This is a genomic window from Microcystis sp. LE19-131.1A (assembly GCF_027532015.1).
Classification (GTDB): Bacteria; Cyanobacteriota; Cyanobacteriia; order Cyanobacteriales; family Microcystaceae; genus Microcystis; species Microcystis ichthyoblabe_A.
Window position 1 is genome coordinate 1 of the sequence record NZ_JAPZSS010000107.1, and the last position, 24,472, is coordinate 24,472.

Annotated in this window: 24 protein-coding genes; 15 read left to right on the forward strand and 9 right to left on the reverse strand. The window is 43.2% G+C overall.

Annotation, left to right across the window (positions count from 1 at the left end):
• Window positions 1-252 precede the first annotated feature (252 nt).
• Complete coding sequence (locus tag O9323_RS09405) at window positions 253-474, forward strand: hypothetical protein (RefSeq protein WP_002736250.1); 222 nt, start codon at window positions 253-255, stop codon at window positions 472-474.
• A gap of 105 nt (window positions 475-579) precedes the next feature.
• On the opposite strand, the gene O9323_RS09410 is transcribed toward O9323_RS09405, so the two are convergent.
• Both O9323_RS09410 and O9323_RS09415 read right to left on the reverse strand, forming a co-directional pair.
• Window positions 580-891, reverse strand: coding sequence for a DUF4164 family protein (locus O9323_RS09410; protein ID WP_002737935.1), 312 nt, complete (start codon window positions 889-891; stop codon window positions 580-582).
• 62 nt (window positions 892-953) lie between these two features.
• Entirely contained in the window at window positions 954-1,208 is a 255-nt protein-coding gene (locus O9323_RS09415) for a helix-turn-helix domain-containing protein (protein ID WP_024970346.1), read from the reverse strand.
• 247 nt (window positions 1,209-1,455) lie between these two features.
• Between O9323_RS09415 and ldpA the strand changes: the two genes are divergently transcribed.
• From ldpA to O9323_RS09460, 9 genes are all read left to right on the forward strand, one after another.
• Window positions 1,456-2,457, forward strand: coding sequence for a circadian clock protein LdpA (ldpA, locus tag O9323_RS09420; RefSeq protein ID WP_288125007.1), 1,002 nt, complete (start codon window positions 1,456-1,458; stop codon window positions 2,455-2,457).
• Window positions 2,458-2,574: 117 nt separating this feature from the next.
• Complete coding sequence (locus tag O9323_RS09425; RefSeq protein WP_502846423.1) at window positions 2,575-4,320, forward strand: R3H domain-containing nucleic acid-binding protein; 1,746 nt, start codon at window positions 2,575-2,577, stop codon at window positions 4,318-4,320.
• Between the two features lie 11 nt (window positions 4,321-4,331).
• Window positions 4,332-4,628: a hypothetical protein gene (locus O9323_RS09430; protein WP_288125009.1), complete on the forward strand. Its 297-nt coding sequence runs from the start codon at window positions 4,332-4,334 to the stop codon at window positions 4,626-4,628.
• Between the two features lie 26 nt (window positions 4,629-4,654).
• Window positions 4,655-5,470, forward strand: a complete 816-nt coding sequence (locus O9323_RS09435; protein WP_288125010.1) for a Cof-type HAD-IIB family hydrolase — start codon at window positions 4,655-4,657, stop codon at window positions 5,468-5,470.
• Between the two features lie 52 nt (window positions 5,471-5,522).
• Complete coding sequence (locus O9323_RS09440; RefSeq protein WP_288125011.1) at window positions 5,523-6,257, forward strand: dienelactone hydrolase family protein; 735 nt, start codon at window positions 5,523-5,525, stop codon at window positions 6,255-6,257.
• Window positions 6,258-6,353: 96 nt separating this feature from the next.
• Window positions 6,354-7,211: a S1 RNA-binding domain-containing protein gene (locus O9323_RS09445; protein WP_193979205.1), complete on the forward strand. Its 858-nt coding sequence runs from the start codon at window positions 6,354-6,356 to the stop codon at window positions 7,209-7,211.
• Window positions 7,212-7,391: 180 nt separating this feature from the next.
• A complete protein-coding gene (locus O9323_RS09450) occupies window positions 7,392-8,249 on the forward strand; it encodes a DUF6671 family protein (protein WP_149107908.1) in 858 nt (285 codons plus the stop codon).
• Window positions 8,250-8,262: 13 nt separating this feature from the next.
• Window positions 8,263-8,922, forward strand: coding sequence for a class I SAM-dependent methyltransferase (locus O9323_RS09455; protein ID WP_193979201.1), 660 nt, complete (start codon window positions 8,263-8,265; stop codon window positions 8,920-8,922).
• Window positions 8,923-8,948: 26 nt separating this feature from the next.
• Entirely contained in the window at window positions 8,949-9,812 is an 864-nt protein-coding gene (locus tag O9323_RS09460) for an NAD(P)-dependent oxidoreductase (RefSeq protein WP_123230531.1), read from the forward strand.
• A gap of 293 nt (window positions 9,813-10,105) precedes the next feature.
• On the opposite strand, the gene O9323_RS09465 is transcribed toward O9323_RS09460, so the two are convergent.
• Together O9323_RS09465 and scpB are read right to left on the reverse strand one after the other, a co-directional pair.
• Window positions 10,106-10,456: a DUF760 domain-containing protein gene (locus O9323_RS09465; protein ID WP_002735620.1), complete on the reverse strand. Its 351-nt coding sequence runs from the start codon at window positions 10,454-10,456 to the stop codon at window positions 10,106-10,108.
• Window positions 10,457-10,592: 136 nt separating this feature from the next.
• A complete protein-coding gene (gene scpB, locus O9323_RS09470; protein ID WP_002737651.1) occupies window positions 10,593-11,111 on the reverse strand; it encodes an SMC-Scp complex subunit ScpB in 519 nt (172 codons plus the stop codon).
• Window positions 11,112-11,172: 61 nt separating this feature from the next.
• Here scpB and O9323_RS09475 point away from each other — a divergent pair, with 61 nt between their 5' ends.
• Both O9323_RS09475 and O9323_RS09480 read left to right on the forward strand, forming a co-directional pair.
• Entirely contained in the window at window positions 11,173-11,985 is an 813-nt protein-coding gene (locus tag O9323_RS09475) for an inositol monophosphatase family protein (protein WP_002737211.1), read from the forward strand.
• 256 nt (window positions 11,986-12,241) lie between these two features.
• Window positions 12,242-13,006: an ABC transporter ATP-binding protein gene (locus tag O9323_RS09480; RefSeq protein WP_024969999.1), complete on the forward strand. Its 765-nt coding sequence runs from the start codon at window positions 12,242-12,244 to the stop codon at window positions 13,004-13,006.
• Between the two features lie 59 nt (window positions 13,007-13,065).
• Here O9323_RS09480 and O9323_RS09485 read toward each other — a convergent pair whose 3' ends face one another.
• The 5 genes from O9323_RS09485 to O9323_RS09505 all read right to left on the reverse strand — a co-directional run bounded on the left by O9323_RS09485 (window position 13,066) and on the right by O9323_RS09505 (window position 17,102).
• The gene (locus O9323_RS09485; RefSeq protein WP_002735949.1) at window positions 13,066-13,344 is read right to left on the reverse strand and encodes a hypothetical protein; all 279 of its coding nucleotides are present in this window, start codon (window positions 13,342-13,344) and stop codon (window positions 13,066-13,068) included.
• A 41-nt stretch (window positions 13,345-13,385) separates the two neighbouring features.
• Window positions 13,386-13,715 carry a hypothetical protein gene (locus tag O9323_RS09490; RefSeq protein ID WP_288125012.1) on the reverse strand — a complete coding sequence of 110 codons (330 nt, stop codon included), beginning with the start codon at window positions 13,713-13,715 and terminating at the stop codon, window positions 13,386-13,388.
• 41 nt (window positions 13,716-13,756) lie between these two features.
• Entirely contained in the window at window positions 13,757-14,119 is a 363-nt protein-coding gene (locus O9323_RS09495; RefSeq protein WP_002778558.1) for a DUF4164 family protein, read from the reverse strand.
• Between the two features lie 407 nt (window positions 14,120-14,526).
• A complete protein-coding gene (gene ndhD1, locus O9323_RS09500; protein WP_288125013.1) occupies window positions 14,527-16,110 on the reverse strand; it encodes a photosynthetic/respiratory NAD(P)H-quinone oxidoreductase subunit D1 in 1,584 nt (527 codons plus the stop codon).
• 254 nt (window positions 16,111-16,364) lie between these two features.
• The gene (locus O9323_RS09505) at window positions 16,365-17,102 is read right to left on the reverse strand and encodes a phycocyanobilin:ferredoxin oxidoreductase (RefSeq protein WP_288125014.1); all 738 of its coding nucleotides are present in this window, start codon (window positions 17,100-17,102) and stop codon (window positions 16,365-16,367) included.
• A 170-nt stretch (window positions 17,103-17,272) separates the two neighbouring features.
• Here O9323_RS09505 and O9323_RS09510 point away from each other — a divergent pair, with 170 nt between their 5' ends.
• The 3 genes from O9323_RS09510 to O9323_RS09520 all read left to right on the forward strand — a co-directional run bounded on the left by O9323_RS09510 (window position 17,273) and on the right by O9323_RS09520 (window position 24,446).
• The gene (locus O9323_RS09510) at window positions 17,273-19,585 is read left to right on the forward strand and encodes a transglutaminase TgpA family protein (protein ID WP_288125015.1); all 2,313 of its coding nucleotides are present in this window, start codon (window positions 17,273-17,275) and stop codon (window positions 19,583-19,585) included.
• Window positions 19,586-19,818: 233 nt separating this feature from the next.
• On the forward strand, window positions 19,819-20,457 hold the full coding sequence (locus tag O9323_RS09515) for a hypothetical protein (protein ID WP_288125016.1): 639 nt from the start codon (window positions 19,819-19,821) through the stop codon (window positions 20,455-20,457).
• A 161-nt stretch (window positions 20,458-20,618) separates the two neighbouring features.
• Window positions 20,619-24,446: a dynamin family protein gene (locus O9323_RS09520; RefSeq protein WP_080694078.1), complete on the forward strand. Its 3,828-nt coding sequence runs from the start codon at window positions 20,619-20,621 to the stop codon at window positions 24,444-24,446.
• The last annotated feature ends 26 nt before the right edge of the window (window positions 24,447-24,472 follow it).

Consider the following 24,472-nt stretch of genomic DNA (forward strand, 5'->3'; position numbering starts at 1 on the left):
GGCGTTAAAAGTTGTCAGACACCCCCCTTATCAAGGGGGGCAGGGGGGATCCCCCCGCCTATCGGCACCCCCCTTATCAAGGGGGGCAGGGGGGATCGAACCTAAAATCCATTTTTAATTTAATTATAACCAGCTACTTAATTCTAAAAAATACCTTATTTTTCCCCAAGCAATCCCAGAAGGAAGATTATAAGTAAAGATAGGGACAAGCGGAACCCATCAGCCAAATTTTCGCTGCCATCACGATATTTTATGGATAAAGATACTCGATTCGCCATTTTAGTCATTGGCATTCCCTTTCTCGGACTAGCTTACTGTGGCTTGATTTTTGCCGTGATGATCTATTGGGTGTGGGCCCGGGAACATCCCGTAACCATGGCCACTTTTTTCGTCCTTGCTCCTTCTTTGATTTCTGGCTCTATCTGGCTGTTAGCTTCCTATAAAGCCCGTCAAAAGCAGCGTTTGGGTTTATAGTTGAATGTAGAGGCCGATGGCATTCGTCCAAAAAGAATCAACTGGATTTTAGAACTTGGTTTAGGTCTTTAGTGTCAACCTCGGCCTAACCGATGGCAATCGCTGTCAGGGATTGGGAAAAAAACCAAAAAGTTTAGCAGCCCCTCCTAAAATGGCGACAACTAGGGCGATAAAAATTCCCCGGTTGGTAAATTCCTGATAAGCAACCCGTGTCGTTAGTCCTTTAATTTCCGTAGTTAGTCGCTCATCTAAGGCTTTAATGTCCCCTCTGATCTCCGATTGTCCTATTTCTACTTTGGTTAACCGTTCATCGATTTTGTCGAATTTTTGATTGACATCTCTTTGTAGGGAGTCTATTTTCCCTTCGATCCTTGTCAGAACAGCTTCTAGGGAATAAGTAACGGTTTCGTTAGCCATTTTCTGTCTCCTATATTTTCTTTAATTGCGATCGCTGTTGAGATTGGGGATACCTAAATATGTCAGTTGTCTTGGCATGGTGCGGTCTCGCGTAGCGAGCGCGTTGCGACCGCTCCAGCTAGTTGTGCAAGTGAGCAGTTAAGGGATTGACATAGCTTTAATGTTTGAGATGGGTTCATTCTCGGTTCCCTGTAGCCTGTTTCCCAATTGCTTACGGTTTGCACTGTCACACCTAACCGTTCCGCTAGTTTTCTTTGAGTTAACCCAGCGTTTTCTCGTAATTTCTGCATACGCTGTCCTAGTTCCCTATCCGTCATTATATCTCAAAAATCATCTAAAAATACTGTTGACATTATATAACTATCATTATACATCAAGAATATAAAGGAAGACGACCGCCCTTCGGTGACTTACTGGTAAAAAGACAATGAAGTTGTTGAATAAATCGGTTTTACTTACCGTTTCTGACTTAGTGCGTCCAAGAAGAATTAATAATCATTCTTTAGTCAGAATCAGAGCAGCACAAGGCTGACATTTAGGGGCTGGGCGCGATAGGATAAAAAAGTGCTAGATAAAAACCCCTCTCCCTTACAGTCCCTAGTTGCGGGTCACTGGTTCAAGCTCATCTGTGGAGCTAGTTACCAAGATTTGCCCACGATTCGCAACCTCGCCTTGGCCTATACTATCGCCGGGGCCGATTGTATTGATGTGGCTGCCGATCGAGCCGTGATCCTTGCGGCCAAGGAAGGCATCGAAACGGCGGAAAAAATCGCCGCATTCTCCCCAAATCGACGACCTTGGTTAATGGTCAGTCTCAATGACGGTGAAGATCCCCACTTTCGCAAAGCTGTCTTTAACCCGCAACTCTGTCCGGTCGATTGTCCCCGTCCCTGCGAAAAAATCTGTCCCGCTTATGCTATTGATGGGGGGGGAGTGATTGAACAGCGCTGTTATGGTTGCGGTCGCTGTTTACCCGTTTGTCCCCCGCAGATAATCGAGACAAGATCCCGTGTCTGTCAACCCGCAGAAATTATCCCCTTAATTATCGAAATGGGAGTAGATGCGATCGAAATTCATACCCAAGTCGGTCATGGAGAGGAATTTGCTCGACTCTGGCAAGCGATCGCACCTTTAACTAAAAACCTAAAAATCCTGGCCATAAGTTGCCAAGATGATGAATATATCATTGATCACCTCCACTATCTGCGAGAAACCATTTCACCCCTAAGCTGTCCTCTGATTTGGCAGACGGACGGCCGACCGATGAGCGGCGATATCGGCAAAGGGACCACCCACCCGGCCATTAATATGGCCAAAAAAGTCCTTTCCAGCAATCTAGCCGGATTTGTGCAGTTAGCCGGGGGAACCAATGACCACACCGTGACCAAATTACAGCAACTGGGACTGAGAAAAAAAATCGCTGGTATTGCCTATGGAAGTTACGCCCGTTCATTGATTTTGCCAATTTTAGAGCATTTAGACCAGCTTAACCTTGAAAATGACCCCCAAGCCTACAAAGAAGCCCTTAAAGCCGCTTCTATGGTGGTTGCTCAATTAAAAGCCTAGCCTTGGTCAAAAAACTATAATATTTTTTTAATTGACAACTAACCCATAAATGTGTTAGACCCCAAGAAAATCTTGGAAATAAAAACGGCCAATTATCGCCAAAACCCTTTACTATTAATGCCAGAAACCCTACCCTCCTCTCGGATGCCAGTGACCGACGATTTAAACAAACTCTTGGCAATTCTACCGGCTCGGATTCGCGGCAAAATCGAGGAACACCCGCGGCAGCATCAACTAATCGAAGTAGTTATGGATTTGGGACGCATACCAGAAGCGCGTTTTCCCGATGGGGCGATCGATCTGGGAGACGAACCGATCTCAAAAGAAGAAATCCAGTATTCGATCGCCAGGGTGGGCAGTTTTAGCGGCGATAATCGCGCCGGGATTGAACGCACCCTGCACCGGATCAGTGCCATTCGCAATCGAGACGGGGAAATTATCGGTTTAACCTGTCGTATCGGTCGGGCTGTTTTTGGTACGATCACCCTGATTAACGACCTAGTGGAAACAGGAAAATCCCTGCTGCTGCTCGGTCGTCCGGGGGTAGGAAAAACCACCGCTCTCCGGGAAATAGCCCGAGTTTTAGCCGACGATCTTAACAAACGGGTAGTAATTATCGACACCTCCAACGAAATCGCCGGAGATGGAGATATTCCCCATCCGGCCATCGGTCGCGCTCGTCGGATGCAGGTGTCCCGTCCGGAATTACAGCATCAGGTCATGATCGAAGCAGTGGAAAACCATATGCCAGAGGTAATCGTGATTGATGAGATCGGTACGGAATTAGAAGCTCTGGCTGCTCGCACGATCGCCGAACGCGGGGTGCAGTTAGTGGGAACGGCCCACGGCAATCAATTGGAAAATTTAATTAAAAACCCGACTTTATCGGATTTAGTCGGGGGAATTCAGGCAGTAACTCTCGGAGACGAAGAAGCACGCCGCCGGGGTTCTCAGAAGACCGTTTTAGAACGCAAAGCACCCCCCACCTTTGAGATTGCCATCGAAATGTTGGAACGTCAGCGCTGGGTCATCCACGAGGACGTATCTACTACTATCGACCAACTGCTGCGGGGACGGGAAGCAATTGCCCAAATCCGTTGGGTAGATGAGGAGGGAAAAGTACAGGTCGCTCAGGAAGAACCAAAACCGGAAAACCTCACCCCTTTGCGCGGCAATTATCTGCCAGAAATGGATAAACCCAAGGGATGGCGGGCCGATGGCCGGATGACCCCCGTGGCCCGTTTCCCTGCGGGCCCTCTCAACCGGGAAAACGATTTTGATCGCCTCCTCGAACAATCTTGGCTACAGGAGGAACCGGAAACGGAAAAAGTCCGCGTACCCGGTCCCAATGGCGAAGATTGGCCGGTTTATGTCTATCCCTACGGAGTCAGTCGCGCTCCGATCGAGCAGGTAGTACAGGCCCTAGATTTGCCGATCGTTTTGACCAAAGATTTACAGGAGGCCGACGCGGTGCTGGCCCTGCGTTCCCACGTTAAAAATCAGTCAAAATTGCGGCAAATTGCCAAAGTAAGACAAATTCCCATCCACGGCATCAAATCCAATACCCTGCCCCAAATTTCTCGCGGTTTAAAGCGGATTTTGGGCATTGATGACCCGATGAATCAGGAAGGTGCGGATCTGCGTTTATTTGCCCGCAGCGGTAGTGATGACGAGATCGAAGCTTTGGAGGAGGCCCGGTTAGCGGTGGAACAAATCGTTATTCCTACCGGCCAACCGGTGGAGTTACTGCCCCGCTCGGCGAAAGTGCGGAAAATGCAGCACGAATTAGTGGAACATTACCGTCTCCAATCCGATAGCTTCGGAGAGGAACCGAATCGCCGTATTCGCATCTATCCAGCTTAGGAGTCAGGAATTTGCAGCGACGCACCCTCATCATTATCGGTAAAGGGACGGCGATCGGTGCGGTGGCCTCCCTGATTATCCATCGTCCCCAATCGGGGGCGGAATTACGGGCTAAAATGCCCCTAGCTGAAAGAATTAAGCTCTGTCTCGATCTGGCTAGTTTAATTCTAGCCAGATCGACTATCTCGATGGTTATTTGGGGAATTCTCTATCCCTATCTTACCCATCCAGAGCCATCGGGTTTTAACAATGCCTTGGCTGAATACCAAGATTTACCCTTTTTGATGGGGGAAGTGGCAAACTATTAACTGTTACCGTTGAATGGGAAAAGACTGTGGATATTCGCTTAATCGTTGTCGATGTGGATGGAACGATCGCCGGGGATAACAATCAGGTTAATCCGGCCGTGGTGCAAGCTGTCTCTTCCGTCCAAAAAAAGGGGATTTCCGTCGCTATTGGCACTGGTAGGATGTACCGCTCGGCTTTACGCTTTCATAAACGCCTTAAATCCACTTTACCTATAATTGCTTACAATGGCGCTTGGATTCAAGATCCTGTTTCCCAAGTTCACCATCGACATACCCCTATTTCCCCCGACTTGGCGATCGATCTTTTGGATTATCTCGAACAACCCCAATGGAAGGAGAAAATCTCCCTTAATTTTTATATGGACGATGTGCTTTATGTGCGGCAATTAAACGCGGAAACGGAATTCTATCGCCAGCGATCGGGTATTATTGCCGAAGCAGTGGGGGATTTACGCAAAGTCGCCCACAAAACCACTAAAATCCTGGCCATGGGGGAAGATAAGCAATTTATCGCCGAGATTTGGCAGCATTTACAGCAACGCTATCAAAATCAAGATTTATACTTTACCCAATCGAGTCCGACTTTTTTTGAAGTTACCCACGTTGAGGCTACCAAGGGAAGCGCCACCCAATTTTTGGCCGAAGATATCCTAGGATTACAACCAAAAAACGTTATGGCGATCGGTGATAATTTTAATGATGTTTCTATGCTCACCTATGCGGGTATCGGTGTCGCTATGGGTAATGCTCCCCAAGCCGTTAAGGATCAAGCCGATTGGGTTGCCCCCAGTGTAAACTTAAATGGGGTGGCTGCGGCCTTGGCAAAGTTTGTTTTGATTTGAGCAAGATTTGACTTTTTACTAGAAAACCAACATCCTTTTCACCGAGAAAATTATGACTATTAATACGCAAACTGTTACGATTTCTAACAAAGATATTGACATAGATGCCTATTTAGCCATTCCCGATCGAGTGGGAATTTATCCAGCAATTATCGTGATTCAGGAAATATTCGGCGTAAATGACCATATTCGAGATGTCACCCGCAGAATTGCCCAAGAAGGCTATATAGTGATCGCTCCTGCCATTTATCAGCGATTTGCTCCTGGTTTTGAAACGGGGTACAGTATGGCAGATATCGAAATCGGTCGTCAGTACAAGGAACAAACCAAAGCAGCCGAATTAATCAGCGATATCCAAGCCACCATCGATTATCTTTATAGTTTGCCACAGGTGCAAAAAACCGGTGTCGGCACGATCGGTTTTTGTTTTGGTGGTCATGTGGTTTATCTTGTCTCCACTCTAGAGGATATCAAAGTTACTGCCTCTTTTTACGGTGCAGGAATCACCACGGGAACCCCTGGGGGTGGTCAAGCGACAGTGAAGGTGACTCCCCAAATCAAAGGGACAATCTACGCATTTTTCGGGGTGTTGGATACCAGTATTCCTCAAAAGCAAGTGGATGAGATAGAAAACGCATTAACCCGTTATCAAATCCCCCATCGAGTTTTCCGCTATGAAAACGCCGACCATGGCTTTTTCTGCGACCAAAGGGCTAGTTATAATGCTAAGGCGGCCAAATCTGCCTGGGGTCATGTGCTAGAGTTATTTAGCCTTCTTAAATCTTAATGGTCTGACTCCTCAAGCTTCAGCTTACACTGGAAGCAGCTCGAAATCATACTTGTAACTATTCTATTTATCATGACACCGAACCCAGCCTTTTCCATGGACGATTTTGCCAAAGCTCTTGATCAATACGATTATCAATTTGAAAAAGGGCAAATCGTGCGCGGGAGAGTCGATCAACACACCTCCGATGGAGCATTCATCGATATTGGCGGCAAATCCTCCGCTTTTATTCCTTTAAGGGAAATTTCCCTCGAAAATGTTACTTCCATTCCCGAAGCTTTACCCATAGGTGCAGAATTCGATTTTCTGATTACCCGTGGACAGGACGCGGAAGGACAAGTTACCCTGTCTCTGCGGCAATTATTACTACAAAAAGCTTGGGAAAATGTCAGGGAAATCTCTGAAAGTGGCAAGTCGGTACAGCTGCGCGTCACGGGGGTGAATAAGGGGGGAGTGACGGGAGAAGTGGAAGGATTAAAAGGATTTATCCCTCGCTCCCATTTAATCGAAAAAAATGATTTAGATTCCCTGATCGGACAACTTTTAACCGCAACTTTTATTCAAATCGATCAAGAAAATAATAAATTAGTTTTATCTCAGCGAGAAATTGCTCGCGCTAAGGCTATCAGTCAATTAGCTGTGGGTAAATTATTAAGTGGCACTGTGGTTAAATTACAACCCTACGGTGTCTTTGTCGATTGCGGTGGAGTGACGGGATTACTCCATGCTAAACAGGTGACAGGAGCCTCTTTTAATTCTCCCATGACTTTCTTTAAAGTTGGTCAAGCAATTCAAGTGGTAGTCGCGGAAATTGACGAATATAAAAACCGCATTTCCCTATCCACAAAAATCCTGGAAGCACACCCCGGCGAAATTCTCGAAAACTTTGCAGAAGTCATGGAAACAGCAGCAGAAAGATTAAAACAAGCTCAGGGAAAAACCCCAGAAACTTAGCGTAGGGTGGGTTAGGCGACAATAATTTAGATACTTTACCACCTATTTAGTATTCGCCGTAACCCACCATCAGTTATCAGTTATCAGTTATCAGATGTGAGTTTTAAGTGGACAGTCTTAAGTAGGAAATTGCCGTTTTCTTTTCGCTGATTGCTGTTTTTTACTTTTTCCTTGATCAAGATGTTTCAAGAAAAGATGTTTCAAGATCGGATAGCAATTTTAGGGACTATGCACGGAAAAGAGCGGGTGATTGCACCGATTTTAGCGCAAGAAATAGGCCTTAAGGTGATTGTACCCGATAATTTTAATACCGATCGCTTTGGCACTTTTACCCGGAATATTAAGCGCATCGGGACACAAATTGAAACCGCTCGCAGGAAGGCACAACAAGCGATCGAGCTTTCGGGATACGATATCGGAATTGCTAGTGAGGGTAGTTTTTATCCCTATCCTAACTTGCCGTTAGTTTCCTGTAATCGTGAATTGATTTTATTACTCGATCGAGTCCATAATCTAGAAATAATTGGTCAAGCAATAGTCACGGAAACTAATCACGCTCACCAAACTGTCACTAATCTAGCAGATGCTTTAGAATTTGCCGAAAAAATAGGGTTTCCTAGTCATGGTTTAGTGGTGATGTTTGATAAAAATTCTCTCGACTCTGAGCATATTTTTAAGGGAATTACTGACCAGAAAAATTTCGTTAAAATTGTTGAAGATATTCTTGACAAAAACGGCAAAGTACACCTAGAAACCGATATGCGCGCTATGCACAATCCCACGCGGATGAAAGCAATTGCAGCTGCGACAGCAAATCTTGTTCAAAAACTTAATCAATTATGCCCTAATTGTGGTTGTCCGGGGTTTGATATTATCGAAAGAACATCGGGTTTACCCTGTGGTTTATGTCACTTTCCCACCTCTTTAATTAAACTGGAACTATACGGTTGTCAAAGGTGTGATTATCGAGAGGAAAAACTCTTTCCCAACGGTGAAAAAACCGCCGATCCGATGTATTGTCAATATTGTAATCCCTAAAGATAGCTTTTCTATGGAAAGAATTTTAGAACCAGAAGTAATGGATGATCGGGAAGAAGCGATCGAATATGATGCCATGGACTTCACGGAAGTTAATACTAATTTCGCCAAAGAAGCCGTACAATTAGCCGGTATTAATGCTAGGGTCTTAGATGTAGGAACTGGTACTGCACGCATTCCGATTATACTCAGTCAACTACGTCCCCAATGGCAAATTATCGCTATTGATCTGGCCGATTCTATGTTAGAAATTGGTCAAAAAAATATCCTTAATGCTAACTGTCAAGAACAGATCAAATTGGAGAAAGTTGATGGAAAAAATCTTCCCTACCAATCCGAGCAATTTGATTTAGTTATTTCTAATAGTTTAATCCATCATCTCGAAAATCCTCTGCCTTTTTTACGCGAAATTAAGCGAGTTTTAAAACCGAATGGGGGCATTTTTTTAAGAGATTTATTCCGTCCTGATTCCGAGGAAATAATCCAGGGGATGGTGAGGGAAATCGATCCTAATTTTTCTCCCCGACAAGCGCAACTATTTAAAGATTCTCTCCATGCCGCTTTTACCCTAGCAGAAATTGCCGATTTAATCCAGCAGTCGGGATTAAAAAATATTAAAATTTATCAGTCTTCTAATCGTCATTGGACAGCCATAAAAACAAGTAAAAACTAATCACTAAATCAGGGGAAAATTGAGTCATGAAAGTTGGATTTTTGGGAACAGGATTAATGGGAACGCCAATGGTAGAAAGATTATTAAATCAGAAAATTTCTGTTATTGCCTATAATCGCACCTTAGAAAAATTAGCACCTTTACAGCAGTTGGGAGCCAAAACAGTTAACTCTCCTGAACAAGTAATTCAGGAGGCAAATTGTCTGATTTTAATGTTAACTAATGCCGCCGCTATCCAAGAGGTTTTAGGATTAAATTACGAGCAATCTAACTTCAATAATCGGACTATTATCCAGATGGGAACCATTGCCCCTTCTGAAAGTAAACAACTGCGAGATCAAATTGTGGCTAAAGGGGGAGAATATCTAGAAGCACCCGTGTTAGGAAGTATTCCCGAAGCTAAAAAGGGGACTCTCTTAGTTATGGTGGGAGCAACGGAGAAACAGTTCCATCAATGGTCAAATTTATTAGCACATTTTGGTCAAGAACCGATGTTAATCGGGGAAGTGGGAACCGCTGCGGCATTAAAATTAGCTTTAAATCAATTAATTGCCACTCTAACCAGTGCTTTTGCTTTGAGTTTAGCTTTTTTATCCCAGCAAGGAGTAGATCTAGAAAAATTCATGACTATCCTGCGTCAAAGTGCCTTATATGCGCCTACTTTTGACAAAAAATTAACCAGAATGTTAGAGAAAAATTATGCTAACCCTAACTTTCCCACTAAACATTTACTCAAAGATGTCAATCTCTTTTTAGAGGAATCGGAGAAGTTAGATTTAACCACTTTTCCCCTAACAGGAGTAGAGCGTCTTCTGGAAAAAGCTTTAGCAATGGGATTAGCAGAGGAAGATTATTCAGCTTTATATGAGGCGCTGAAAAAAGAATTATAAACCGCTTACCCACATCAAAAAGACTCTCTTTGGTTTGTGTAGGAAGAAAAACCGATAAAAGGCTTTAAATTTTCCTTAAGCTTTGTTGAGGTGGCCGGAAGAGGGGGTTAGAGTGGGAAGTGATGGAATTTTGGGCATATTTTCCTATGACGTTGACTGAATTTGGATTATTAGCGGGTTTACTTGTCCCCGGTATCCTGCTCTCGATTTTGGTGATGGTGAGTTTTGCCAAAGGGGGTTAATAAAGTGATAGAGACACCGGTGAAAGTGTCTCTATCTTTTTGGGGTGAGGATTAATCTATTTTTGGTTTTTTGCCCAATTTAATTGATTCTGTAGCTAACAAAATTGATTCTAAATGATGGCGCTTCTCCACTTGACCGAGGAAATAACCTGTCATCATCGCTGAAGCGAGAAGATTCGCCAAATTCTCGCGGTCAGTGGTAATTTGTACCGCAAAATCCTCTGAGGGCAACATTCCCACCAATCCCCTGACGTTTTGCGAGATAATATCTTTAATTTCGCTACTGACGGATTGGGCTATTCTCTCAAGGGTTTCAGGATGCTGCTGCTGGAGATACTGCATCAGACAGTTATCATTTTGTTCTTCGGTTTCCCAGGGAAAAAAATCAGGATTAAAAGTCATCAGAACTTCCACGCTGTAGTGGTTATTGGATCTAGGTTAACAAATCGCTCTTCTTGATTGCCCGAAGTCCCCCCTATCTTCTTCAAGTTTAGCTCAGTGATCAGAAATATTTACCCTTAATATACCCTCTCCCTCCTTATTCCTGATCGGTAGCTTCTAGAATACCCTGTTCCCTAAGATTGTCAACCTCGAAATATTGATGAAATTTATCGGTTACTTCTAACCAATAGGATCTACCTTCGTTTTGCTTGCGTTTTCTCACAAATCCTCGTTCTACCAAGTCCTGAACCTGTTGATAGGCCGTACTGCCCCGCAAATTAATTAAATCCGCTTGCAAAATCGGTTCTTTCAGTGCGATCGCCGCTAAAGTGCGGAGGGTTCCTGTGCCTAATTCGGCCGGGATCAGGTCTTCGATCAAATTCTGATAAGCTGACCGCAATTGTAAACTATAACCGAGGGGGGTTTCCACCACTTCCAAGGCACTATCCCGGTGGGCATAATCGGACATTAACTCGATCATAGCATCTTCCACCGTCAAGCGATCGCTGTTGGTTAATGTCACCATCTCGGTTAAGGGGACAGGCTGCCCTTTTAGGTAAAGTATCGCTTCTAGACGGGTAGCTAGTCTGATCTCCTGGTGGGCTTCCGCGCTCAATCTCGACTACCTAAGTTTAGACACTAAGCTAATATTCTACTAGAAAACGAACGAGAAAATTATGGAAACTTTTTGGAGTCAGGTTTTAGACTTTTGTTATCAGGCTACCGAGCAGGTGGGCGATCGCCTAGTAGCTGATTTTGGCAAATTACAGGCCACCAATAAAGCAGATGGGACTTTAGTGACGGCTGCCGACCGTTGGTCCGATGGCGAATTGCGATCATTAATTGCCCGCACTTTCCAGGATCATGGAGTCTTAACCGAGGAAACTACCCATATTTTCCCGGATCAAGAATGGTCTTGGGTAGTGGATCCAATCGACGGCACGACTAATTTTACTCGCGGTATTCCCATCTGGGGCATTTCCCTAGGACTTCTCTACCGGGGGACTCCCGTGTTCGGATTTGTTTATCTCCCCTGCCTGAAACAGTCCTATTATGGTTATTGGTACGGTGAGACGGGTTTAACCGGTCCAGAGGGGGCCTACTGCAACGGTCAACCGATTCACACCAGTGACGATTTTCCCAGCAAAAATCATCTGTTTAATCTCTGCGCTCGTAGTACAGGTGTATTCAAAAACCCCTTTCCCTGCAAAGTGCGGATGATAGGAGTGGCTAGTTATAATCTGCTTTTGGTTGCCGATGGCACTGTCTTGGGAGGAGTGGAAGCAACCCCAAAAGTCTGGGATATTGCTGCGGTTTGGGCAATTCTACAGGCCGCTGGCGGGGTATTTATCTCTTTAGGAGAAAAGATTTTTCCCTTACAGGTGGGGGAAAATTATAGTGATCGATCCTATCCCTGTTTAGCCGTGGCTCGATCGAATTTAGCGCCAGTTTTCTTGCCTTTAGTCGGTTTTCTCAAGGATGTTGCTTGAATGGAGAATTGCTCAGGTTAGAATAGCTGCATTTATTGGTTTTATCTCTATTTAGGGCTGGCTGAATAAATCTAAAAACCTTGTTGGATAATATCTTTAAGCTTGTTTGAAATCAAAAACTGCCAGCCCTTGGATTGATCAGGGGGGAAATTTAGGCACTTTTTGCCTGAAAATTAGGTAATTGACCCCCTGAAAATCGGTAAAACCCTACACTCCACACCCTACACCCCACACCCTGCCCCCACGAATTTATTTCATGAGTTTTGATACTTCCTCTCTCAGCGAACGCAACGATAAAGCCGAAGTCTATCAGCCGGTAATTATTCGCCTCGAAAATGTGTCTAAAATCTACGGCAGTGGCGAAACCATAGTTAAAGCCCTCAATAACATCAATTTAAGCCTAAAAAAAGGGGAATATTGCGCTATTATGGGGGCTTCAGGTTCGGGAAAATCCACAGCCATGAATATTATCGGCTGTCTTGATCGTCCCACCTCGGGGTCTTATTATCTAGAAAATCTGGACGTTTCCACGCTGCCGGATGGGGATTTAGCTCAGATTCGCAATCGCAAAATCGGCTTTGTTTTCCAGCAATTCCATCTTTTACCCCAGATGAGTGCGCTAGAAAATGTCATGTTACCGATGATTTATGGTGGGGTTCCTCCCCAAGAAAGAAAGGAAAGAGCGATTGCTGCTTTAACGAGGGTGAAATTGGATAATCGACTGCACAATAAACCCAATCAATTATCGGGGGGACAACAGCAGCGCGTTGCTATTGCTAGGGCAATTGTCAATCAACCCATATTATTACTTGCTGATGAACCGACGGGGGCGCTAGACTCGAAAACTACCCAAGAGGTGATGGCTATTTTCTCGGAATTGAATAACAGTGGCATTACTATCGTCATGGTAACTCACGAGGCTGATGTGGCGCGTCACTCTCAGCGCATTATTTGGTTTAAGGATGGTGAAGTGGTTTATCCTAATCTCGCACCGACGGATTTACACGAGGTGATTGGGTAGGGTAGGGATTTTTCAGTTATCAGTGAAAAGAAAACGGCAACTTCCTAATTAGATATCTGTTAGGGATTGGGAAGAAAACCAAAAAGTTTGGCTGCCCCTCCTAAAATGGCAACAACCAAAGCGATTAGAATCCCTCGATTGGTAAATTCCTGATTAGCGACTCTTGCAGTTAATCCTTTAATTTCTGTGGTTAGTCGCTCATCTAGGGCTTTAATCTCCCCTTTTAACTCCGATTGTCCTATCTCTAGCTTGTTAACATCCCTTTGTAGAGAGTCTATTTTTCCCTCAATCCTTGTCAGAACAGCTTCTAGGGAATAAGTCACGGTTTCGTTAGACATGGGCTAAACTCCTATATTTTGCTATGTTGCAATCGCCTTATTTATGGGTTGCCACTGAGTAGAGAAAATCTGATGCTGACGGTGATTATTGCCCCGATACCGGCACTAATTACCCCAACAATCAGAGGTAAAATTAACCCCCGAAATCCCTGTAAGTCAGAAACAGACTTAACTAAAACAGATTGCTCGTTTTCTACTTTTTCTAATCTTTTATCGATGCCCTCAATCTTAAAGCCTAAGGCTTTAATCTCCCCTTTTAACTCCGATTGTCCTATTTCTACTTTGGTTAATCGTTCATCGATTTTGTCTATTTTTCCCTCAATCCTTGTCAGAACAGCTTCTAGGGAATAAGTCACGGTTTCGTTAGACATTGGCTAGACTCCTATATTTTGCTATGTTGCGACCGCCTTATTTAGGGGTTGCCACCGAGGAGAGAAAATCTGATGCTGACGGTGATTATTGCCCCGATACCAGCACTAATTCCCCCAACAATCAGAGGTAAAATTAACCCCCGAAATCCCTGTAAGTCAGAAACAGACTTAACTAAAACAGATTGCTCGTTTTCTACTTTCTCTAATCTTTTATCGATGCCCTCAATCTTAAAGCCTAAGGCTTTAATCTCCCCTTTTAACTCCGATTGTCCTATTTCTACTTTGGTTAATCGTTCATCGATTTTGTCGAATTTTTGATTAACATCTTTTTGTAGAGAGTCTATTTTTCCCTCGATCCTTGTTAGAACAGCTTCTAGGGAATAAGTCACGGTTTCGTTAGACATGGGCTAAACTCCTATATTTTGCTATGTTGCGGTCTCGCGTAGCGAGCGCGTTGCGACCGCCTAATCTTCTTTGGGCGCGATTGCTCCAGTGGGGACTAATTCTGATAATTCTACAGGCTGTACTCAGTAGCGATCGCATTAAAATAATCACACAATCAATTAAAAGTATAATAATACTAAATCCATTGAGTACAGGCTAGTTATGAGGAGAGGCACTCATGCAATAGGCAATAGGCAAAAGGGAGAATAAATAATCATTCTTTAATAACCGGATTTAATATTAGTAAAAATTATCAATTGAATGTTAAGAAGTGCGGAAATTGGGATTTAATACTGCTCACTTAAAACTCAAATCTGATAACTGGTAACTGGTAACTGGTAACTGGTAACTGATAACTGATAAATCCTTAGATTTCGGGTGCTTTTAGGGAATAAAGGGAGAAACTAGCGGTTTTTACCTTTGCCTGTTGCACTAAACTGGGTACAGAATTACGCGCTAGGGCGGTTAATTTATTGGTAGTAGCATCGTAAATTGTCGTAGCCACTTTGGGATAGAGTCCAATGCCGATAATTGGCACTAATAGAGAGGCGATAATAAAGACTTCCCGGGGTTCCGCATCCACTAGGGCATGGTGTTCTTCTAATTCCTTATTTTCCGGTCCGTAGAGAATTTCTCGCAACATGGACAAGAGATAAATCGGAGTGAGAATGACACCGATAGCTGCTAAAAAGACGATAATAACGCGGAAAGTGGGACTATAGGCATCACTGGTGGCAAAACCGATAAATACCATTAATTCCGCCACAAAACCGCTCATCCCGGGCAAAGCCAGGGAAGCGAGGGAACAGGTGGTCCACATGGCAAAAACTTTCTTCATTTTCTTGCCGACACCGCCCATCTCGTCTAACATCAGGGTATGGGTGCGATCGTAGGTACAACCGACCATAAAGAATAAACTCGCCCCAATCAGTCCGTGGGAAATCATCTGTAACATCGCCCCACTTGTGCCAATATCGGTAAAGGAAGCCATGCCAATCAGCACAAATCCCATGTGAGAGATGGAAGAATAGGCAATTTTGCGCTTAAGATTGCGTTGGGCAAAGGAAGTTAAGGCGGCGTAGATAATATTAACCACCCCTAAAATCACCAAAACGGGGGCGAAAACGGCGTGAGCATCGGGTAACATCCCCATATTCATCCGTAAGAGCGCATAACCACCCATTTTAAGCAAAATTCCCGCTAGTAACATATGGGCAGGGGCAGTGGCTTCGCCGTGGGCATCCGGTAGCCAAGTATGAAGAGGGAAGATGGGCAGTTTTACCCCGTAGGCAATCAGAAAACCAGCGTAGAGGAATAATTGCAGTTTCAGGGGGAAATCCTTGCCGGCAATAGTCACCATGTCAAAGGAGACGGTATCGCCATAAAAAGCCATCGTCAGCGCCGCTACAAGGATGAAGAGAGAGCCTCCGGCGGTGTAAAGGATAAATTTGGTGGCTGCGTAGAGACGGCGTTTACCGCCCCAAATAGAGAGGATGAGATAGACGGGGACTAATTCTAATTCCCAGACGAGGAAGAACAGTAACAGATCCTGTACGGCAAACACCGCAACCTGTCCCCCATACATCAACAGCATCAGGAAATAGAATAGTTTCGGTTTAAAAGTCACCGGCCAAGCCGCTAAGATAGCCAGAGTGGTGATAAATCCCGTTAAGATAATCAGAGGCATGGAGAGGCCATCGGCTCCTAATGACCATCTTAGGTCAATTTCGGGCAACCATTGGTAACTTTCCACTAATTGCAGATTGGGATTAGCGAAATCGTAACTGCTATAGAAAGCATAGATAATTAGGGCAAAGTCGATTAATCCCACCGTCAGAGCAAACCATCTCACAGTTTTACCGTCTTTATCGGGAATTATGGGAACCAATAAAGCGGCGACGATAGGAAAAAGGATGATGGCAGTTAACCAAGGAAAGTTCGTTAGATTCATCGGCTGTTTTAATATTTATTTAATCGTCAGAATCGAGAAATTAAGCTAGGGCTTTTTGGCAGTTTTACCTAGCAAAACCGCCTTTTTTTCGCTTGTTCTCGCGGTTACATTTGACTGTACCTAAATCAATCTAGCAATTATTTTCCTGTCCTTGTCTGTTAATATTGTTAAGTTTCAATGCCATTGTGTCACTTTAACCAAGAAAAACCCCGGCTGAGAGAGGGGCTAAAACTGAACGACTAGAGTAGTTCAGTTTAATCGGGCAAATCAAAGAGAACCCCCGTCATATAAAGCTCTGCCCATTCCCAACCAAAGGCTTTTTCTAGTACACGACGAGTTTTATCGTTTTTTTGCTGTTGACTACAATAATCCCGTTGTCCCTGTAAATAAATGCGCGCTTCTTCCCCGGAAAGAGGCTGACTTTCCTTAGCACATTTGCAGTGAATTGTCAAGAAATCTGTAACTCTTTGTAAAAATTGTCGTTCCTCGGCGGCGGTTTCGGGACGAATAAACAGACAATATTGGGAGAAAATATGACCCCAAGGGGGCAAATCACGAGCCTGGGCGAAATTAGCCGCAGGTAAAGCCGCTAAAGCCTCATTATAGGCACTAGAGAGGGTTTTATCGCCACTGGTGGGAGAAAGATCCACAATAGCGGCACTGATTCCCGCTTTGCCGGAGACTATATCACATCCGAACATCGGCAGCGGATATTCTGGACGGGGGAACATGACACAGTGAAGTATATCCAAACCATTGCCCAGTTTAGCCAGTTCTAGGTGCATTTTGCGGAACTGGGGAGTTTGATAGCAGCGATTCTCGATAATCAATTTTTCCCCTTCTAAACGTCCCTCCACATAGCCTAAACCTTCCGGCAACTCAAAGGGCGACAAATCAAGATAATTTTCCCAGTGGGACAGAATTGCTGTGGCTAATTGTCCAATCAGGGGATGAAGTAACGGTAAAATTTCAGGGTTGGTAACGGCTATCATAGGTCAGTTATCAGTAATCAGTTATCAGTTATCAGTTATCAGTTATCGTCTCCCTATCTCCCTATTTTCCTATCTCCTGACATCTAAAATACACTTTACCCCATGGAGCGATCGAGATTAGAACTGGGAAATATAAAATTAACTTCTTTGTCCTTCTCCCAATTTACCCTATGGTTAGCAGTGCCGCTCGTCCAAAACCTTCCTTAAAAACCCTCTGGCAAAAGATAGAATCTTCTCCCTTGCCAGAAACCGAGGAATCGATTATTTTAAGAATTCTGGTGCAAGCTTTAGTAATCGTGGGTATTATCGCCACCGATGTGGCTACCGATAGTTATACCAGTATTTGGGCGGTTCCTCTCAGTATTATCGGCGGAATCTGGAGTTGGCGACGCAGGAAAAAGCGCAATATTGGGGCAAAATTTTGTATAGCGATCGGAATGTTGGTAGTGTTGGCGCTATTCTTGGGTAATATCGTTGCGATGCAGGATAGTCGCATTGCCTTAACACAATTATTAATTCAATTACAAATTCTCCATAGTTTTGACCTGCCCCGACGCAAAGATTTAGGGTATTCTATGGTAATCGGTTTAATTCTCTTGGGAGTCGCCGGGACAATCTCCCAAACCCTCGCTTTTGCGCCTTGGTTAATCCTATTTCTGTTTTTATCCCTACCTACCCTAGTTTTAGACTATCGTTCTCGTTTAGGTTTAGATAATCTCAATCAGAGTCTCCCTTTCTTCTCAAGGAAATCCCCGCGTCTAGCCACAAAAAAATTAGTTTCCCCGCAAAATTCCCCCCTTTCTCCCAAACGTTTCGGGATTTTCTTTCTGACAATTCTCCTCTTGGGATTGACAATTTTTGCCCTGATGCCGCGTTTTCCGGGTTATCAAATTCAATCTTTTCCCGTCAATAGTCCCGAAGGTATGGAAAATCAGGATTTTGAACAGGGAGACAGACAAATCGTTAACCCCGGCTATGTGCGCGAGGGTGAAACGGGGAATGGTGGCGTAAATGGTGGGAATAGTCCCACTACAGGGTCAGGACAGTTAGATACTACCTTTTATTACGGTTTTAACAGCCAAATTAACCAAAATTTGCGGGGAAGTATGACTCCCCAGACAGTCATGCGGGTACGTTCTCAAGCCCCCGGATTCTGGCGCGCCATGGCCTTTGATCGCTATACTGGTCAAGGGTGGCAAATCTCGCGAGATCAAGAATTAGAGGATTTAAATCGCAGTAGTTGGTCCTATCGCTTTTTTGTGCCGTTACCCGCAACCCAGGCCAAAACTCATCAGGCAGTTCAAACCTACAGCATTGTCTCCAGTTTACCGAATATTATCCCTGCTCTTACCTCGCCTCAGTTTCTCTTTTTTCCTACCCGACAGGTATCTCTGGACCGAGAAAATAGCTTAAGGTCGCCGGGGGGATTAGCGGAAGGGCTAACTTATACTGTAATCTCACAAGTGCCGGAACGCAATCGCAGCCAACTGCGATCGGCCCCAGAAACCTACCCTAAGTCTATTCTCAAGTATTATTTACAAATTCCTGCCGAAATTGCCCCGAAAGTCCGCCGAAAAACCGAGGAATTGCTGGCCAAATCTCCCAAACCTTTAACCTCTCCCTACGAGAAGGCCTTATATCTGGCCCAAGCATTAAAGCAAAACTATGAATTAAAAGCCGATTTGCCCTTTTTAGCCGAAAATGAGGATTTAGTCTCGGCCTTTTTGTTTCGTTTTCAGGGGGGTTACGCCGATCATTTTTCCACCGTGTTAACGATTATGTTACGCTCGATCGGTATTCCTGCCCGATTAGCCACCGGTTTTGCCCCTGGCCAGTTTAATCCTTTCACTGGCTTTTATGTTGTCCAAAATACGGACGCTTACGCCATCACAGAGGTGTTTTTCCCGGGTTACGGTTGGTACACTTTCGATCCTATCCCAGGCCACGAATTAATTCCCCCATCCTTTGAGGAAGCGGAACCTTTTAGCGTCCTCAAGCAATTTTGGCAATGGGTGGCCGGATGGTTGCCCTCTCCAGTCACGGGTTTTCTCGGTCTGATTTGGGAAAATGTTATCGTTACTATCGGTCAGTTATTGACCTGGTTATGGCGCTTTATTTCCGGCAGTCTTTTCGGGGGAATTCTCGGCGGTTTAGTCGGGGTCGTCTTCGCCTACGCTAGTTGGTTAGGATGGGGACAGTTCCATCGTTGGCGTCGGGGTCGCAAGTTAGCCAAACTACCCCCAATCGAGCGTTTATACCAGCAAATGTTAGGAATCTTAACAGAAGCCGGTTATGGCAAACATCCCGCTCAAACCCCTTTAGAATACGCCACCGCCGCCCGCCGCGTCCAACCGCCCCCAGTGGCGAATATTATCGAGGAGATTGCTCGCGCCTACGTTGATTGGCGTTATGGCGGGAAATTGGCTAATATTGAGAGATTACGCCAACGTTTTCGAGAATTTGTCAAGCTAGTGAAAAAGTGAGCTTGAGGTTATAGTTAGGGTTTGCTGAAAAAGTTTTTCGGCAAATCCTCAATAATCAGTCTTTAATAACTGGATTTAGTATTACTTGGTCGTCTTTTGATAAATGGCGATCGCATTGCACTAATCCGATGGCTTCGACTAGAATAAATATGCTAGGATTAGGGTAATTTATCTGGATCAAGTTATTCCCTAGCTTAAATAAACACTCATTCCTCCACTGACAAGATATCATCATGGATCTGCCAGCCTTTGATCATAACCTTCATCAGTCCGATACTACCCATACTTTACATACTCATGCGGATTCGTCGCTGGATTTGCACGACCACCAAGATTTGTTAAACGACCCTAATTTGGGAGTTCACCACGATCCCTTTGTCCCATCTAATATCAGCATTTATGAGCCTCATCATATCCATAATGCTTTTGAGCATCAGGGTTTAGCAGATTATCAACCCCATCACGCTAATGGTTTATTAGACCATCAATATTCTCAAGTTGATCATCCTTCTCATTTTGATCAAGGTTTTGAGAACCAGCACTTAGCAGATTATCACCCTCATCATGCTAACAGTTTCCCAGACCATCAATATTCCCACCCAGATCATACTTCCCATTGGGATCATCTTTCACAGCGATCTGGTTCTGAGACGGCTTCTGAGTTATTAAGTAAAGCAAATGAAATGGAGAAACGGGCTAATGAAAGTTTAAGTCGTTCTCAGAGTCACAGTAAAGAAGCCGATTGGCATCGTGAGCATAAAAACCAGTCAGATGCCTCTAGTCATGGGAAAGAAGCCCAAAATGCGATGGCTGAATCTGAGAAATATCAGGCGGAAGCTCAAAAGTTAAGGGAACAGGCGAAAAAAGTCTAGAGGGTTATTATGAAAGGTAGCTTTTAGACTGTCGCATTAGAGAGCAAAAACCTTGACTTTTACCTTCTTTCTGATAGCCCAGGACAGGATTGTTCTGTATTACTGGGGTTGACTAAGACTAAATTAAAGTTACGAAAAACCATTGTGGAGGATTTAGAAATATGTCTTGGATGTATGGCTTAAGTTTGTTAGCATCAAGTGGCATTAATGCTTGGTCAGCATCAGAAAATCGTAAATCTTCTGAAAGTATCAGTCGGCTAAATCGGGATTCTTCCGAAGAAATTGCTCGATTAAGTAGAAAGCATTCCGCAGAATTGCAGTATAATCAATTAAAATTTTCCGTATTGCAACAAAGAGAAAATCAAGAATTTCAAAGAGAATTAGCTGAACTTAACCACGAAAGAGCGAAGGAAATTGAGGCTTTTCGGGCGAAAGTGAGTCACGCTATTAATCAAAAAAATCTGGATTTTCAAAAATGGCGTTTTGAGCAGGAAAAGAAAATTCAATATGATATTTTACAGTTACAGCAGGATTTTCAACGGGAGTTAAGCCGTCTTCAACATCAAAATGCGGTGGAGTTGATGCGGGAAAGGGTAAGATCAGATAAATCTCCTATTCATAATCAAGCTTTCGATTTATTAGAAAATTCTTTTGCTCATCCGTTGATGCCTTTGCAGGTACTAATTTCACCGCCCCAACTAAATTATGATCCCAAAACAGGTAAACCCTATCTTTCTGGCTTTGAAGATACTTTAGCGGAGGAAATTCATCAGTTTCTTAGTCAGGGCCATGCTCTTAATCAAGAATGGCCTGTTCAATTCCTAAATGGAAATTGGATCTCTAATAGCCAGGGTGGAAATGCTGCTCTATTGTCTCTGCATTCACAGTTAAAAAGCATTCACGTTCTAGTTTTGGATACAAAAATCCCATTGGATAAACTAAATTTCAGTGTGGGATACTGGTTTAGTGGTGATACTACTTTTACTCGCCGTCCCATTTTGTCAGGTCAATCTTTTCCTGATTTGCTTTATGAATCTGCTAAAAAAAGAGCGCTGGAATGGGAGAAAAAAAGAGAAAAAATCAAGGCTAGTGGTAAGGATGAAGCATATATTAAGGCTTTAGGGAAGGTCGATGAGGAAAATTTACAGATTTATTTCCAAGAGTTAGCAGGAATTGCTGAATTAAAACAAACTGGTGTTACCGATTTACTTATTCGTAAAGAATACAAGATTACGGAGGAAGATTATAAAACATTTTATCAATATTTGGCGGTATGGCATTGTTTAGCGATCGGGCTTTATGCTGACATTCTCTTTTTGGGTAATTCTTGGGAAAATATTCCTTTATTGCCTAGTTTAATTCCTTATCTGTTAGAAAAATATCGGGATAACCCTCTGTTAACTTCGGAGTTTTGGCAGGAAGCCATTTCCAGCATTGTGAAGGTTTACGGAGAGTTTTATAATAGCTTGAGGTCGGATTTTGCCCATTGGGCGACTGAAATTCGGATGGAGTTAGCATTATCTTTGGCTAATTTACCAAGCGAGTATCAGTGTTTGGCTTTAGAGCAAGGTAATCAGGCTTTTTCCGATTGGTTACGAGCTAATGATGCGCCTTCGGACAAGGTTTTTGATCTCGACAATGACGCTGATTGTCAGCTTTTGAAACGGATTATTTATCAAGAAGATAAGCCGTTTTTAGAGTCATTAAAGTTGTTATTAGAGAAAATTCGGGGGGCAGAGGGGATTGATGAAATTAAAACGAATGTAATTGGCAGTTTTTTAGTTGGTTGGGAGTTTTTGATCTGTCCTGATAGTACTTACAATCTATCAATGATAGAAGCCGAAAAATTACCAGCGATTGTGGAGACAAATCCTGAAAAATCTGATATAATTAGTCAAGCAAGCATCAGTTGTCAAACAACCACGAGGAAAAATCCCATGAGTAATCAAACTTCTTCCGTTAATTTCGAGGCAACTGAAGTTCGTCTTTGGTTTGCCGATCAACTGGATCAAATACGTCAAACTTTAGTTACATCAGAGAAACAAGCGGCAGAAGCATCAGGAAAGTTGGCACTATCGGCTCTAATAGATAATTTGCGTAGGGAAGTTGATAAACTGAAAAATGCAAAATTTCGTTTTTTGATTATTGGAGATTTTAATCGTGGTAAGAGTAGTATTTTAAATGTTTTATTTGGTCAAGAACTGCTACCAATGGGAGTCACGCCTACTACGTCTATTCCTACTTTTATTCAATACGGGGAACAAGCAAAAGTCATAGTTTACAAGAAAGATGGTACACAAGAAAGCATGGGCTTAAAGGAGTATCAACAGAAATATACTTTTAACTCAAAACAGGTAAAAGATAAAATCAAAAATATTTTTAAAACAGTTGAAAATTGGCTAAATTCTTTAGAAAAAGCCGAAATCTATTACCCAATCGAATTGTTATCGAGGGGGGTAGAGTTTATTGATACAGCAGGACTGAACAGTTCGGAAGCTGAAGATAGAAAAACGTTGTCGTACATTCCTGAGTGTCATGCAATTCTATTTGTTTTAAGTGCTCACCAGCAGCTTACTGCCAAAGAGCAAGCTTATCTAAACACACATATTAAGGATAAAGTAGGATCAGTATTCTTTTTGATCAATCAATGGGAATTAGTCCCAGAATCAGATAAAGAAGAAATACATGAGGCTTTTGTTGAAAGATTATCTGACTGTTTAACAGCAAAAGAAGAAGAAATCGAACAAATGTGGGAGGACACCATATTTGATGTATATGCTCGTACAGCTTTAGAAAGACTAAAAGAAAAAAACTCTCTCGACGGCACTGGATTTATGCAATTCAGCGCGAGACTTGATCATTTTTTGATTCATGAACGATTAATTGCTGAACTATTGCCATCTCTTCAAACGGCAACATCCGTTACGAATAGGGTAACTGAGGTTGTTGAGGAAAGATTACTTGTTCTTAATGAGACGGTAAAGTCTTTGGAAGAAAAAATCAGAAAAGTTAATCCTCATATTAAGTCAATGAAAACAATTGCCAAAGGGTTAAGAAAGGGAGCTACTAATACCAAAAATGCTTGTATTGCACAAGTTGGGGGAGAGTATCAGAGTTATTTTAGTCAAATACTAAGCAAAATTGAGAATGATTTCACAATGCCTCCTGTAGCTGGTCTCGGAGAGAATCAGAAAGAGAACTATACAAAACAGTTAGAGAAAAAATTCCAAGAATACCAGCAAGAGAAACTTGATGGATGGAAAAAAATAAGTGCGGGTATAGTAGCCAATAATTATCTTGAGTTAACTGAGTTGTTTAGTGAAGAAAATAAGGAATACGATAGAGAAAGACAAGAAATTAAGGAAATTCTTGAAGGAAAAGACCTTAATATTCAAAATCAATCTCAGCTATCAACTTATCAAACTGGTTCTACTCCAGAAAGTTCTCTAAAGGCAATTGATGGTAACGCAACTAAAAAAATGATTTTAGCTGGATCAGCCGCTACAGTGGGTACAATCACAGCAGGTGTTGGAGTGGCTACTGCTGCGAACGTTTATCTTGGTACTCATATACTATTAGCGGCTGGGTTAGCTGTAACACCAATAGGAGCGGCTTTATTAGCTGTTAGTGTTGTAGGTGGTGGACTTGCAACTTGGTGGGGACGACGTTCGGAGATCGATAAATTTCAAAAAGGAATGCAAAAACAATTAGCGCAAGAATTTCAAAAATTGCTTGAACCTGAGCAAATATCGGGTATTAAGGAAGCTATTGGGAATTTATTTGTTGGTTTTGAGAGTTATGCCGATCAATTAAAAGATGACGTTGAATCTTTGGAAAGTTCTCTGAATAACTTACTGGAATCCAAAAGGAGTAAAGAAGTTGATGCTCAAGCTGAAGCAAAACGTTTAGAAGCCTTGAAAGCAGATATTTCTGCTCAATGGGAAACTATTAATGTCAAATATAAGGAGATAGCTACAGCTAAAAAATAAACGTATTTTCGTAATTGTTTAAGCGT

Excerpts from the sequence above, each read along its gene's own strand:
- O9323_RS09465 (WP_002735620.1), bottom strand. The coding sequence starts at position 10,456 with ATGACTTTTAATCCTGATTTTTTTCCCTGGGAAACCGAAGAACAAAAT.
- O9323_RS09485 (WP_002735949.1), bottom strand. The coding sequence starts at position 13,344 with ATGTCTAACGAAACCGTGACTTATTCCCTAGAAGCTGTTCTGACAAGG.
- O9323_RS09515 (WP_288125016.1), top strand. The coding sequence starts at position 19,819 with ATGGATCTGCCAGCCTTTGATCATAACCTTCATCAGTCCGATACTACC.
- O9323_RS09425 (WP_502846423.1), top strand. The coding sequence starts at position 2,575 with ATGCCAGAAACCCTACCCTCCTCTCGGATGCCAGTGACCGACGATTTA.
- O9323_RS09455 (WP_193979201.1), top strand. The coding sequence starts at position 8,263 with ATGGAAAGAATTTTAGAACCAGAAGTAATGGATGATCGGGAAGAAGCG.
- O9323_RS09495 (WP_002778558.1), bottom strand. The coding sequence starts at position 14,119 with ATGTCTAACGAAACCGTGACTTATTCCCTAGAAGCTGTTCTAACAAGG.
- ndhD1 (WP_288125013.1), bottom strand. The coding sequence starts at position 16,110 with ATGAATCTAACGAACTTTCCTTGGTTAACTGCCATCATCCTTTTTCCT.
- O9323_RS09480 (WP_024969999.1), top strand. The coding sequence starts at position 12,242 with ATGAGTTTTGATACTTCCTCTCTCAGCGAACGCAACGATAAAGCCGAA.
- O9323_RS09415 (WP_024970346.1), bottom strand. The coding sequence starts at position 1,208 with ATGACGGATAGGGAACTAGGACAGCGTATGCAGAAATTACGAGAAAAC.
- O9323_RS09440 (WP_288125011.1), top strand. The coding sequence starts at position 5,523 with ATGACTATTAATACGCAAACTGTTACGATTTCTAACAAAGATATTGAC.
- O9323_RS09490 (WP_288125012.1), bottom strand. The coding sequence starts at position 13,715 with ATGTCTAACGAAACCGTGACTTATTCCCTAGAAGCTGTTCTGACAAGG.
- O9323_RS09460 (WP_123230531.1), top strand. The coding sequence starts at position 8,949 with ATGAAAGTTGGATTTTTGGGAACAGGATTAATGGGAACGCCAATGGTA.
- O9323_RS09475 (WP_002737211.1), top strand. The coding sequence starts at position 11,173 with ATGGAAACTTTTTGGAGTCAGGTTTTAGACTTTTGTTATCAGGCTACC.
- O9323_RS09505 (WP_288125014.1), bottom strand. The coding sequence starts at position 17,102 with ATGATAGCCGTTACCAACCCTGAAATTTTACCGTTACTTCATCCCCTG.
- O9323_RS09450 (WP_149107908.1), top strand. The coding sequence starts at position 7,392 with ATGTTTCAAGAAAAGATGTTTCAAGATCGGATAGCAATTTTAGGGACT.
- O9323_RS09520 (WP_080694078.1), top strand. The coding sequence starts at position 20,619 with ATGTCTTGGATGTATGGCTTAAGTTTGTTAGCATCAAGTGGCATTAAT.
- O9323_RS09410 (WP_002737935.1), bottom strand. The coding sequence starts at position 891 with ATGGCTAACGAAACCGTTACTTATTCCCTAGAAGCTGTTCTGACAAGG.
- O9323_RS09405 (WP_002736250.1), top strand. The coding sequence starts at position 253 with ATGGATAAAGATACTCGATTCGCCATTTTAGTCATTGGCATTCCCTTT.
- O9323_RS09445 (WP_193979205.1), top strand. The coding sequence starts at position 6,354 with ATGGACGATTTTGCCAAAGCTCTTGATCAATACGATTATCAATTTGAA.
- O9323_RS09510 (WP_288125015.1), top strand. The coding sequence starts at position 17,273 with ATGGTTAGCAGTGCCGCTCGTCCAAAACCTTCCTTAAAAACCCTCTGG.